Source organism: Serratia sp. AXJ-M (assembly GCF_046531865.1).
Taxonomy (GTDB): Bacteria; Pseudomonadota; Gammaproteobacteria; order Enterobacterales; family Enterobacteriaceae; genus Serratia; species Serratia liquefaciens.
On the sequence record NZ_CP059394.1, the window covers coordinates 3,672,992 to 3,685,850 of the forward strand.

12 protein-coding genes are annotated in these 12,859 nt (G+C 56.4%); 2 read left to right on the top strand and 10 right to left on the bottom strand.

Features of this window, described 5'->3' with window-relative positions; genetic code table 11:
- Positions 1-141 precede the first annotated feature (141 nt).
- The 5 genes from H0S68_RS17175 to prmB form a co-directional block, all read right to left on the bottom strand.
- A complete protein-coding gene (locus H0S68_RS17175) occupies positions 142-699 on the bottom strand; it encodes an elongation factor P hydroxylase (RefSeq protein ID WP_020827907.1) in 558 nt (185 codons plus the stop codon).
- Positions 700-765: 66 nt separating this feature from the next.
- Positions 766-1,566 carry a sulfite exporter TauE/SafE family protein gene (locus H0S68_RS17180; protein WP_046373022.1) on the bottom strand — a complete coding sequence of 267 codons (801 nt, stop codon included), beginning with the start codon at positions 1,564-1,566 and terminating at the stop codon, positions 766-768.
- Positions 1,567-1,694: 128 nt separating this feature from the next.
- On the bottom strand, positions 1,695-2,522 hold the full coding sequence (mepA, locus tag H0S68_RS17185; RefSeq protein ID WP_044552709.1) for a penicillin-insensitive murein endopeptidase: 828 nt from the start codon (positions 2,520-2,522) through the stop codon (positions 1,695-1,697).
- Positions 2,523-2,527: 5 nt separating this feature from the next.
- Positions 2,528-3,613: a chorismate synthase gene (gene aroC, locus H0S68_RS17190; protein ID WP_020827910.1), complete on the bottom strand. Its 1,086-nt coding sequence runs from the start codon at positions 3,611-3,613 to the stop codon at positions 2,528-2,530.
- 62 nt (positions 3,614-3,675) lie between these two features.
- Positions 3,676-4,608 carry a 50S ribosomal protein L3 N(5)-glutamine methyltransferase gene (prmB, locus tag H0S68_RS17195; RefSeq protein ID WP_041415542.1) on the bottom strand — a complete coding sequence of 311 codons (933 nt, stop codon included), beginning with the start codon at positions 4,606-4,608 and terminating at the stop codon, positions 3,676-3,678.
- A 170-nt stretch (positions 4,609-4,778) separates the two neighbouring features.
- Here prmB and smrB point away from each other — a divergent pair, with 170 nt between their 5' ends.
- The gene (gene smrB, locus H0S68_RS17200; protein ID WP_041415545.1) at positions 4,779-5,309 is read left to right on the top strand and encodes an endonuclease SmrB; all 531 of its coding nucleotides are present in this window, start codon (positions 4,779-4,781) and stop codon (positions 5,307-5,309) included.
- A 66-nt stretch (positions 5,310-5,375) separates the two neighbouring features.
- Here smrB and sixA read toward each other — a convergent pair whose 3' ends face one another.
- From sixA to H0S68_RS17220, 4 genes are all read right to left on the bottom strand, one after another.
- Complete coding sequence (sixA, locus tag H0S68_RS17205) at positions 5,376-5,858, bottom strand: phosphohistidine phosphatase SixA (protein ID WP_041414795.1); 483 nt, start codon at positions 5,856-5,858, stop codon at positions 5,376-5,378.
- A 405-nt stretch (positions 5,859-6,263) separates the two neighbouring features.
- The gene (gene fadJ / locus H0S68_RS17210; protein ID WP_048762974.1) at positions 6,264-8,429 is read right to left on the bottom strand and encodes a fatty acid oxidation complex subunit alpha FadJ; all 2,166 of its coding nucleotides are present in this window, start codon (positions 8,427-8,429) and stop codon (positions 6,264-6,266) included.
- The gene (gene fadI, locus H0S68_RS17215) at positions 8,429-9,739 is read right to left on the bottom strand and encodes an acetyl-CoA C-acyltransferase FadI (RefSeq protein WP_044552712.1); all 1,311 of its coding nucleotides are present in this window, start codon (positions 9,737-9,739) and stop codon (positions 8,429-8,431) included. Before fadI ends, fadJ begins: the two co-directional genes overlap by 1 nt.
- A gap of 193 nt (positions 9,740-9,932) precedes the next feature.
- Positions 9,933-10,229, bottom strand: a complete 297-nt coding sequence (locus tag H0S68_RS17220) for a YfcZ/YiiS family protein (protein WP_020827916.1) — start codon at positions 10,227-10,229, stop codon at positions 9,933-9,935.
- A 405-nt stretch (positions 10,230-10,634) separates the two neighbouring features.
- On the opposite strand from H0S68_RS17220, the gene fadL reads away from it, so the two are divergent.
- On the top strand, positions 10,635-11,957 hold the full coding sequence (fadL, locus tag H0S68_RS17225) for a long-chain fatty acid transporter FadL (RefSeq protein ID WP_122079931.1): 1,323 nt from the start codon (positions 10,635-10,637) through the stop codon (positions 11,955-11,957).
- A gap of 117 nt (positions 11,958-12,074) precedes the next feature.
- On the opposite strand, the gene mlaA is transcribed toward fadL, so the two are convergent.
- Positions 12,075-12,833: a phospholipid-binding lipoprotein MlaA gene (gene mlaA, locus H0S68_RS17230; protein WP_020827918.1), complete on the bottom strand. Its 759-nt coding sequence runs from the start codon at positions 12,831-12,833 to the stop codon at positions 12,075-12,077.
- Positions 12,834-12,859 lie beyond the last annotated feature (26 nt).

Below are 12,859 nucleotides of genomic sequence, written 5' to 3' on the forward strand. Positions count from 1 at the left end.
TCAGTTAAACATATATACCCGTCATACTTGAAGCTGCTTCTTTGTTGGCTGCGCCGACTCGCCCCGGTCACATAGTGGACTATGCTCCCAGGGACTCGCAGGCTTGCCGCCGCGATGCAACTCCAAGTATTTAGGGTATAGTCAGTTGAGATCTTCCGGATAGGGAAAATGCTCCGCCGCCAGCGGTGGCGTATTGTAAAACGATTGTAACGCCTGAATAAAGCGCGCAGGTCTTGTGGGTATTCCCTGCTCCAACAACAGCAGCACCCGTTCGCGCACCTTACGCTGGAAGGCAATGCGGTCCGGCTCGCAGTCACCGTTGAGGTTGTCGCAACTGACATTGAACGGGAAACCGGCGGCGACGCAGAACATCCATTCCAAAGATTGCGGTTTAATTTCCACCGCTTCAAATTCACTTTGCGTCTGTGCGTCTCGCCCGTCCGGGCAGTACCAGTAACCGAAATCTACCAACTTGCGGCGCTGTTCGCCGGCGATGCACCAGTGCGAGATTTCATGCATGCCGCTGGCGTAATAGCCATGAGCAAAAACGATCCGGTTATACGGCAGCTGATCGTCGGCCGGCAAATAGATCGGTTCATCGTCGCCTTTGACCAGTCGCGTGTTGTATTCATCGCTGAAGCACTGATTAAAAATTTCAATCAGTTGCTCATATTGATGGGTAGCCTGTGTGTCTGACATAAATAAAAATCCAATAACCACAAAAATAAAGAGGTAATTATTTCATTTTACCGCTCTTTTAGCATGCTAAAAATGCAGGGCCAGCCACTGCTGAATTTCAGCGCCGTGGTTGTCGTACAAGAGCTTGCAGCTCATCACCAGAGAAACGATAACGATCATCGGTCGGATCAGCTTTTGCCCGCGGGTCATCACCATGTGAGCCCCGAGGCGCGCACCGAGCACCTGCCCAACCAGCATCACCAGGCCAATACCCCACAGCACTTTGCCGCCAATGATAAACAACACCAGGCTGCCAAAGTTGGAAGTGAAGTTCAGCACCTTGGCGTGCGCGGTGGATTTGGCCAGGTTAAAACCGCACAGCGTTACGTAGGCCAGCGCATAGAAGGAACCGGCACCGGGCCCAAAGAAGCCATCGTAAAAACCGACGCAGCCACCGGCCACCAGCCCGAACGGCAAGGCGCTCAAACGGCGCTGCCGATCGTTTTCCCCCAAACGCGGCGTCAGCAGGAAGTACAGGCCGATGCCGATCACCAATAACGGCAGCATTTGCCGCAGCAGATCGGCGCGCATGTGCTGCACCAGCACAGCCCCGGCAACGGAACCGATCAGGGCCAGCAAAATGGTCAGCTTCTGATCGTTGAGATCGACCGCTCGTCGGCGGATAAAATACAGACTGGCGGAGAGGGAACCGCCCACCGACTGCAGCTTGTTGGTCGCCAGCGCCTGCGCCGGGGGAACCCCCACCGCCAGCAGTGCCGGTACGGTTAACAGCCCGCCGCCGCCGGCGATAGAGTCGATAAAGCCTGCGAGTAACGCCACCACAAACAAAACCCCGAGCATCTCGGGGCCTACGACGAACCAGTCCATTTATACCCCTCTTACTTGAAGCTGCATCTGTGTTGATTGCACTCACTCACCCGAATCACTTACTCGTGTAAGCTCATCGGGATTCCTTCCCTTACCGCCTTGATGCAACTCCAATTACTTTGGGTATATTATTCCGCAGCGAAATGGTTATCCAGCAAAGCCTGACAGGTCGGCGGTAACGGCGGCGGCACCGGTTTACCCGGTTTGGCGCTCGGCTGATGCGGCACGAACCAGCTTGCCAGCTCGGCACCGCAACCGTCACCCGGCGGCGGCGTATCCTGTTCTTTACATTCCAGGCTGCCTGCCGGGCAGCGCAGACGCACGTGCATGTGGGCACGATGACCAAACCACGGGCGCACCTTGTGCAGCCAGTCGCGATCGGCACCGGCATCCAGACACAGACGCTGCTTGATCGCCGGGTTAACGAAGATGCGCGTCACTTCCTGATCCTGCGCCGCCGCTTTGATCAGCGATTCAATCTGCGGCTGCCACTGGCGAGCAACCACCTGCTTGCCGTCGCTGGAAACCAGATCGATCGGCTGCGGCTTCAGCAACTGCTGCGCACTCCAACGCTGGCGCGGCAACTGTAACCAGATGTCGACATCAAGCCCGGACTGATGGCTGGCATGGCCGCTGCTAAAGCGCCCACCGGCCGGCATTGCCATATCGCCGATCAGCACCGTGCCCAAATTTCTTTGGCTGGCTTTGCTGCTCAGGCGCTGGATAAACGCCAGCAGATCCGGGTGGCCGAAGTAGCGGCGTTGATCGGGTCGCATCACCTGATAATCCGGTGAGTTCAGCGGTAACGGCTGAGCGCCGATAATGCAACCATTGGCAAAACCGCCCACTGCCTGCGGCGCGCCGGCCACCGGGTGGTCGATCTTCTGCCACGGCGTCAGCGCCAGGGCGGAGCCCGAAGCCATCAGGGCAAGGATGCCCAACATCCAGTTTTTCATGGGAGTTACCAGCGTGGAACGTTAGAGACCACATCACCGTTTTGCGCACGCTGGCGCAGCAGGTGATCCATCAGCACAATCGCCATCATCGCTTCGGCAATCGGCACCGCACGAATACCTACGCAAGGATCGTGACGACCACGGGTGACCATCTCCACCGCTTCGCCCTGACGGTTAATGGTTCTGCCCGGCACCATAATGCTGGAGGTGGGTTTCAGCGCCAGGTGAGCAATGACCGGCTGACCGCTGCTGATACCACCGAGAATGCCGCCGGCATGGTTGCTCTGGAAGCCTTCCGGGGTGATCTCATCACGGTTTTCGCTGCCGCGCTTGTTGACCACCGCGAAACCGTCGCCGATTTCCACGCCTTTCACCGCATTGATGCTCATTAACGCATGCGCCAGATCCGCGTCGAGGCGGTCAAACACCGGCTCACCGAGGCCAACCGGCACGTTTTCGGCAATCACGCTGACCTTGGCACCAATGGAGTCGCCCTCTTTCTTCAGCGCACGCATCAGTTCATCCAGGGCTTCCAGCTTATCGGGATCCGGGCAGAAGAACGGGTTCTGTTCAACCTGCTCCCAATCTTTCAGCTCACAGACCACGTCGCCGATCTGCGCCAGATAGCCGCGCACCTGTACGCCATATTTCTGCAGCAGGTATTTCTTGGCAATAGCCCCTGCCGCAACGCGCATGGCGGTTTCACGAGCCGAAGAACGACCACCGCCGCGATAATCGCGCACGCCGTATTTTTGTTCGTAGGTGTAATCCGCATGCCCCGGACGGAACACGTCTTTGATAGCGCCGTAATCTTGTGAACGCTGGTCAGTGTTTTCTATCATCAGCCCGATGCTGGTACCGGTGGTCACACCTTCAAACACGCCGGAAAGAATACGTACCTGATCCGGTTCGCGACGTTGAGTGGTATAGCGAGAGGTGCCTGGACGGCGACGGTCCAGGTCGTGCTGCAGATCGGCTTCGGTAAGCGGGATACCCGGCGGTACGCCGTCTACGATACATCCCAGCGCCACACCGTGAGATTCACCAAATGTGGTGACGCGGAAAATCTGCCCAATACTGTTTCCTGCCATCGCGGCTCCTTACCCTTAATTATTATCTTTGTGGGGCCCGCCAAAGCAGGCCCGAAGAATGCTTAGCTGCGGTAGAGGCTGAAGTGCTCTTTGCAATCCACCAGTTGCTGCTTGGTCAGCATGAACACGCCGTCACCGCCGTTTTCAAACTCCAGCCAGGTGAACGGAATATCCGGATATTGTTCCATCAGATGTACCATGCTGTTACCCACTTCACAAATCAGCACGCCGTCGTCGCTCAGGTAGTCCGGTGCGCAGGCCAAAATACGGCGCACCAGCTTCAGGCCATCGCTGCCGGCCGCCAGGCCCAACTCTGGCTCAAAGCGGAATTCCTGCGGCAGGTCGGACATGTCTTCCGCATCCACGTACGGCGGATTGGTGACGATCAGATCGTACTGGATCGCGGGAACATCGCGGAACAGATCGGAACGGATCGGGATCACCTGTTGTTCAACGCCGAGCGCCTGAATATTGCGCTCGGTCACCGCCAGCACGTCGCTGGAGATATCGACCGCGTCAACTTCCGCTTCCGGGAAAGCGTAGCTGCAGGCAATGGCGATACAGCCGCTGCCGGTACACATGTCGAGAATATGGCGCGGCGGGTGCGGGATCAGGGCGCTGAAGCGATCGTTGATCAGTTCGCCAATCGGGGAACGCGGAACCAACACACGCTCATCAACGTAGAATTCCAGATCGCAGAACCAGGCTTTATTGGTCAGATAGGCTACCGGGACACGTTCGTTGACGCGGCGGATCACGCGCTCAACGATGCGGTGGCGCTCGCTGGAGGTCAAACGGGCGGTGTGCATGTCCTCTGGAATGTCCAGTGGCAGGAACAGGCTTGGCAGCACCAATTGCACCGCTTCGTCCCACGGATTATCGGTTCCGTGACCATAGTAGATATCAGCGGCGTTAAAACGGCTGACCGTCCAGCGCAGCATATCTTGAATGGTGTGCAGTTCGTTCACTGCTTCCTCGACGAAAATTTTGTCCAATTTGCCCTCCGGCAGGCACTGTGATTCATGATTTAGCCGCATAGTTTGCCATGAAGCCCGCGACAAATCACGCTAACCCCTTGCGCTTTTCATTCTGGCGTGAATTTTGCGTCGACAGAGACCCGCGACAAGGTAAACTATCGCGATAAATGATTTCCGGTGAATTCCAAATGAAGAACAAGCACCCTCTGAGCAAAGATGAATTGCAGCTCTTCAGAGAGTCGGTAGTAGACGCAAAAAAGCTGCGTCAGGACACCATCGTCCACCGTAAACCCAAGCCTGTCACCAAGAAAATTGCTCCACAGCGCCTGCTTCAGGAACAGGTAGACGCCAGTTATTATTTCTCGGATGAATACCAGCCACAGTTGGAAGAGGAAGGCCCGACGCGCTATGTGCGCCCCGGTTACAGTGCCTTTGAACTGAAAAAGCTGCGTCGCGGCGATTATTCACCGGAGCTGTTTCTCGATCTTCATGGCCTGACCCAGATGCAGGCCAAGCAAGAGCTGGGGGCGCTGATCGCCGCCTGCAAGCGCGAACACGTGCACTGCGCCTGCGTAATGCACGGCCACGGCAAGCACATCCTCAAACAGCAGACGCCGCTATGGTTGGCGCAGCACCCTGACGTGCTGGTGTTTCACCAGGCGCCCAAAGAATGGGGCGGCAGCGCGGCGATTTTACTGCTGGTCGAACTGGCTGAGTGAACGGCAGAAATGACAAAGGGCGATGTTTGACATCGCCCTTTCGTTTTGGCCCCGCCCTGGGGTGCCTTATACTTTAGCCATCACCTGCGATGGACTCACCTGCCACTCAAATTTACCGTAGCTGCCGTCGGCGGCCAAATCGACATTGGCAATTGCCGAGGTCGCGAACATCGGCGGGCATTCGCCCGGACAGAGTTCCGCCACCAGGTAACCCACCAGCGGTAAGTGGGAGACGATCAGCACCGCGTGAACCCCCTGCTGCGCCAGCGCCTGCAGGTAGCTGCCGACCAGGCTGGCATCTCCGCCCGGCGTCAGCTCAGGCAGCACTTCTTCGCTTGCCGGCAGGGTCAAGGCTTCGCGAACCGTAGCCAGCGTCTGCTCTGCCCGCAGGTACGGGCTGACCAGCACGCGTTCAATATCCACAGACTTGGTATTTAACCAGGCCGCCATCTGACGTGACTCATCACGGCCACAAACAGTAAGAGGTCTTACCGAATCGCTGGCCGCATCAAGTGCCGCCTCTCCGTGACGCATAATCAAAACTTGCATATTGCACCGCTGTTGTTGACAAAATAACGCTATACAGAAACGCCGAGCGTGCTGTATCGCCGAGTTTTACAACCCCAAAGCAAACGCTTTGAAACGATAACGCGCCGTCTCTTTATGGCGGCCGGGCATTTTGCCTGAAAGTTCACGTAAAGAAAATGCTGTTTTTTACATCAATGGCGCCTTAACGGGAATTCAGCGCTCACATAACAACCAATTCAACAGGTTAAATTTCAACCTTCTCATCATGAATTTTATTGATGGCGGCCAGCCTTTCACCGCCATCAGGCTACGTTACCTCGTCCCTATCTCCCTGTATAGGGTCAGGGAATACCGGTATTGCAAGGAGTGATAGTGATCACATGCAACCTTGATCCTACTCTAGTACAAATCACGTCGCCGCGCCGCTCAGGTCCCCTGCGGATAGAAGCGTTCACCCTGCTGAGCCATGCGCTGCAGGCGTTCGCAAGGCGCAAAATATTCACCGTGCTGCCGCTGCAGGTACTCCAGCGTTTTAACCACCTTATCGGCCCCCAACTGATCCATATAACGGAAAGGCCCGCCGAGGAATGGAGGAAAACCAATGCCGAACACCGCGCCGATATCGCCGTCGCGCGCGCTGCGGATCACGCCTTCATCCAGACAACGTGCGGCTTCATTGAGCATCATCATTACGCAACGCTGCGCGATGACGGCCGGTTGTAAATGCGACTTCGGCGTGATGCCCAGCAAAAGATAGACCGAGGTATCAGCGCGCTTGCTCCGCTGACGCTGCTGGCCTTCACTGGGGTAGAGATAAAAACCACGGCCGTTTTTGCGCCCTTTGCGTCCGTCTTTCAACACCGCCTCGAAGGCGGCTGGAGCGGCAAAGCGCGGCCCTAACTGCTCTACCAGCACCGGGATAATCTTGGTACCGACGTCGATGCCCACTTCATCCAGCAGAGTTATCGGCCCAACCGGGAAACCGAAATCCACCAGCGCCTTGTCCAGCGCTTCAATCGGTTCGCCTTCCAGCAGGCAACGAGTCGCTTCATTTATATAAGGAGCCAGAATACGGTTAACGTAGAAACCGGCGCGGTCGGCCACTACAATCGCCGTTTTGCCCTGCTTGTGCGCCAGCGCCACGGTGGTGGCTATGGTTTCTTCGCTGGTGGTGGCGTGTGGGATCACCTCAACCAACGGCATTTTATCCACCGGGCTGAAATAATGCAGGCCGATCACCTGCTCAGGGCGCTGCGCCTTGGCGGCAATCTGGCCAATCGGCAGCGATGAGGTATTGGAGGCAAAGATGGTGTGTGGCGCCGCGTGCTGTTCTATCTCGGCCACCATCTGCTGCTTCAGCGCCAGGTCTTCGAACACCGCCTCAATCACCACGTCCACCCGTTCAAAACCGGTGTAATCGGTCGAACCGGAGATCAGCATCATCTGTTTTTGCCGTTCCGCCGGGCGCATGCGTTTACTGCGTACCCGCTTGCCGAGCACGTCCCAACTGTATTTTAACGCGTGGTTAATGCCCGTTTCGTTAACGTCTTTAATCCGCACCGGCAAACCACCCCGCGTGGCGGTCACACAGGCGATACCGCCGCCCATCAGGCCGCCACCCAGAATGCCGATACGGTGCAGTTCATGAGGTTGTGCATTGCCACCGCGTTCTTTCTTCAAGGAGGTAGAGGCAAAGAACAGGCTGCGCAACGCGGCGGACTGCGGGGTCATGGCCAATTCGCCAAACGCCCGCGCCTCGGCTTCATAACCGCTGGCGCTGCCGTGATCCAGACCGGTACGCACCACCTGAATAATGCGTTCTGCGGCAGGATAATTGCCGTGCGTTTTCTCCAGCGTTTTCTTGCGCACAATGCTGAACAGCAGGCTTTTACCTAGCGGGCCGTTGAGCAAACGCTCCTGCCACGGCAATTCGCGCCGGCTCTGCCAGCCTTGCTTGACCCGTTCGACGGCAGCCTGCAATAAAATTGACTGGGGCACGGCATCGTCCACTAACCCCATACGCAACGCCTGACGCGCCCGAATGTGTTTGCCGGTCAGGATCATGTCCAACGCCTTGCTGGCACCAATCAACCGCGGCAAACGCTGGGTGCCACCGGAACCCGGCAGCAAACCTAGCTGCACTTCCGGCAGGCCGAGTGCGGTTTTGTCATCCAGAGAACAAACGCGACTGTGGCACGCCAACGCCAGCTCCAGCCCACCGCCTAAGCAGGCGCCGTGAATAGCCGCCACCACAGGGACCTGGAATGCGGCAATCTGTGCCAGCGTACTTTGGCCTTTTTTCGCCAGCGCTTCGGCCTCTTTGGCAGTGGTACAGGCGGCAATCATGCTGATATCCGCCCCGGCAATAAACGAATCCGGCTTGCCGGAGATAATCACCAGCCCTTCCAGCGCCGGATGCTGCTGCGCGCGGATCAGTACGTCGTTGACCTGCTCGACAAACTCGGCCTTCAGGGTGTTTACCTTCTCCCCCGGAACATCGATGGTGATCACACCAATGTTGTCCGGACGAAGGGTCAGTTGAAAGGCCGAGGGTTTGGCCCGCTGTTCATGCAATGCGTTTTCAAAGCTCATTATTCCACCTCTACGATCATTGCGGCCCCTAACCCTCCGGCTGCGCAGGCGGTCGTCAGCCCCAGTCCGCCGCCACGACGCTTCAGCTCGTGCAACGTTTGGGTGATCATGCGCGCGCCGGTAGCGGCAAATGGGTGACCATAAGCAATTGAGCCACCCAATACGTTGAATTTTTCCATGTCCACTTCGCCAATCGCCCGGCTGCGGCCCAGCTTTTTCTGAGCAAATTCGTCGCTGGCAAACATTTTCAGGTTCGCCAGGGTCTGGGCAGCAAAAGCTTCATGCATGTCAATGAGGGTCAGGTCGGCCAGGCCGATGCCGGCGCGATCCAGCGCCAGCGGCGTAGCGTAAGACGGCCCGAGCAGCATATCTTCCCACACATCGATGGCGGAGAAGGCAAAGCTGCGCAGATAACCCAGCGGTTGCAACCCCAACTCTTTCGCTCGCGACTCACTCATCATCAGCACCGCTGCCGCGCCGTCGGTCAACGGCGTACTGTTGGCTGCGGTAACGCTGCCGTGCTTGCGATCGAATGCCGGTTTCAGCTTTGCGTAGGACGCCAGGCTGGAATCTTTGCGAACGTTGTTGTCTTCGGTGATTTGCGTACGGTATGGCGGCACATAGGCCGTCATCACCTCGTCGCGCAGCAGCCCCTGCTCCCAGGCTTTGGCAGCCAGTTGGTGAGAGCGGTGCGCCAGCGCATCCTGCTCTTCCCGGGTGATGCCGTGGCTTTTCGCCATTTGCTCTGCGGTATCGCCCATGCGCAGCCCGGTGGAATATTCCGCCACTGCCGGCGGCACCGGCATCAGGTCACGGAACTTCAGTCGGCTAAACAGCTTGAGACGCTGCGACAGGGTACGGGCTTTGTTGACGTCCACCAGCGTGCGCGCCAGCGCTTTACTGACGCCGATAGGCAGAACGGAAGAAGAGTCAGCGCCACCGGCGATGCCGATACTGATGCTGCCTGCCATGATGCTTTCCGCCACGTTGGCAATCGCCTGGAAGCTGGTAGCGCAGGCACGCGACACGCTATAAGCATCGGTATGCACGCTCATGCCGGTACCGAGCACGATTTCACGCGCAATATTCGGCGCCTCAGGCATTTGCACCACCTGGCCGAACACCAGTTGTTCAATCAGCGCCGGATCGATACCGCTGCGGGCTAACAGTTCACTTACCGCCGTTTTCCCCAGATCCACCGCTGGAATGCCGTGATAAGCGGTCGCCTGTTTGGCAAAGGGGGTCCGCAGTCCATTTACAATCGCAATACGGTCACCGTGACGGGTCACCAACGGCAGTGCCTTACTCATAAACGCTCCTGAAGAAAATAACGCCAGCGCAACGGTCAAGAAGAGGTCTGACCTGATGGGGTCATTGTTAACCAAATGTTTACATTTGGCAAACCGGCAGAAGTGAAAACTGAGAGCAGGAGCAACTTTCTAGAGGGGGATTGAGGAGGAAGCGAGCGGCGCGGGATGACCCCGCACCGTTTTAAAGCCGTGATTAACGCAGGCCGAGTTGGAAAATCAGGGTTTCTGCCTGGCAGGCGAAGGTGAAATCAGCCACCAGTTCCACGCCACCGTCAACCGGTTTAATGCTACTGCTGATGTCGCAAGGGTCGGATTCTACACCGCGGGCTTTTTCGGTCAGCGTGGCCAACATTTTTTCTGCATCCTGCTGATTGGCAAACACCTGGCTGTAGGAGGCGGTGCAATCGGTATTGTCCATCACGGTACCGACATCAACACAGCAACAGGCGGCAGTTTCCTGGGCACTACATTTATTAATTGGATTGGACATGATTCATTCTCCTCAGGGACCGCCGTTACGCGAGTCCAAATTGCCATTTAGCTACTGGCGCAAAGACACAAGATTCTGCGTTTATTTTACTCTGCGATGAAACCGATCACTAGCACTTACTTTTTATAGGTGTTTTAAGTGATGGAAATCACAAATGAAAATCGACGTCTGCTAAGGAATGGTAAGAATATTGTTATGCATCGCTGGTTTTTTGTTATGCAGATCTCCTTTTTGATATCAATTTGGAAATATCTCAAAAACATTGTTGCAACATTTTCACAGGTCGGACCTATAATTCAGCCACTGGTCTGATTTGTCTGAATGATAACGGACCCTACAATCCCGCGCTCCTTGTTACTTTGAGTAACATAGTTTAAATAATAAACACATAATGAGGTTTTGGTCATGAGCCAGAAAAACCTATTTACTAAATCAGCTCTCGCAGCTGCAGTGGCAATTATTTCTTCAAACGTGTCTGCCGCAGGATTCCAGCTGAATGAGTTTTCATCAGCTGGTTTAGGACGTTCGTATTCTGGCGAGGGCGCCATGGCGGATACTGCAGCTTCCGCCAGCCGCAACCCGGCCCTGCTGATGATGTATACCCGCCCGGAACTTTCCTTCGGTGCGGTGTTTATCGATCCGGATGTAGATATCTCCGGCAAGTCACCTTCCGGTGCCAGCCTCGACTCCAAGAACATCGCCCCTACCGCCTGGGTGCCAAACCTGCATTATGTTCAACCGATTAACGATCAGTTTGCCGTAGGCGGCTCGGTCACCAGCAACTACGGCCTGGCGACAGAATTCAACGACGGTTACACCGCAGGGGCTTACGGCGGTAAAACTGACCTGACCACACTTAACCTGAACCTGAGCGGTGCTTACCGTCTGAACCAACAATTCAGCTTCGGCCTGGGCTTTGACGCGGTTTACGCCAAAGCCAAGCTCGAGCGTTATGCCGGTGAATTGCCGAAGTTGATCGCAGGTTCTGGCCAGTTGCCACCTCAATTGGCCGGCCCGGTCTCACAGATCCCGGCGGATACTCAAATTTCTCACCTGAAGGGTGACAAATGGGGCTTTGGCTGGAACGCCGGCATTCTGTACGAAGTGGACGAAAACAACCGTTACGGTTTCACCTACCGTTCCGAAGTCAAAATCAAGTTTGACGGCGACTACAAGAGCAGCCTGCCATCCGCCTATAACCCGCTCCTTGGCGCTCTCGGCCTGCCTATGGGCACCGACGGCACCACCATCCCAGGCTCTCTGGATCTGAACCTGCCGGAAATGTGGGAAATCTCGGGTTACAACAAGGTTGCACCGCAGTGGGCTATCCACTACAGCCTGGCTTACACCAGCTGGAGCCAGTTCCAGGAGCTGAAAGCTACCGGCAACAACGGTCAAACCCTGTTTGAGAAGCACGAAGGCTTTAAAGACGCTTACCGCATCGCACTGGGTACTACCTACTTCTACGACGATAACTGGACCTTCCGTACCGGTATCGCCTTCGATGACAGCCCGGTGCCGGCCCAGAACCGTTCTATCTCTATCCCGGATCAGGACCGCTTCTGGTTGAGCGCAGGTACCAGCTACGCATTCAACAAAGACGCCTCTGTTGACGTCGGTGTTTCCTACATGCACGGCCAGAAAGTCACCATCAAAGAAGGTCCATATACCTTCGAATCCGTGGGCAAGGCCTGGCTGTACGGCGCCAACTTCAACTACCGCTTCTAATCTTTTCGATAACGAAGCCAGGAGCGCCCTTCTTAGGGCGCTTTTTTGTGCCCGCCGATCTCAAAGCATAAAAAAAACCCGCCATCAAAGCGGGTTCTTTCTCTTCGCCAAGCGAGATTACTGCGAGTCGATCTCGTCCAGATCGCCCTGAATCGCCTGAGCGTTCGGGTTGATCTCAGGTTTCAGCGAGCCGCCGTTCGCCAGGAAGTCGTTACGCTGGAAGTAGGCTTCGCGCACCATCAGGTACGGATCGGAAGAGTTGCGCAGCAGGCCGTCGGAATCCAACAGCTCGGCACGGGTTTCAATCCCTTCAACCACCCATTTGCCCGCCGACATCCAGAAGGTCAGGTAGCTCAGCACCGGATAGACCGTATCCGCCCAGTCACCGCCCTCTTCACGCAGGGTGAAACTGCCGTAGCCCGGCAGCATCACATAAGGACCGTAGCCGACGCCATAATGCCCCAGGGTGCTGCCGAAACGGTTAGGCTCTTCGCGAGCCAGTTTCGGGTTAGCCATCCCGGCCACGTCGATCAGACCGCCCATCCCCAGAAGGGTGTTGAGGAAGAAACGGTTAAAGTGGATCATCCCCTTATAGGGGTCGCCTTTCAGGAAGGAGTTGACCATGCTGGCCGGCTCTTCCAGGTTAGACGTAAAGTTGCTTATCCCATTACGCGCCGGCATGGGCAGGTAGTTGCGCCAGGCCACGGCCACCGGGCGAAGTACATACGGATCCAGGACGTTATAGTTGAAGTTGAACATCGTCCGGTTAAATCCTTCCAGAGGATCGGATCGCCCTTGTGGTTCATCTTGTGGCGCGCTGGCACAGCCCACCAATAACACCGTTGTGAAAGCCAGCCCAGTCAGGCGAAAGTTCATATTTTTCTCCATAAAAACACGTTCGG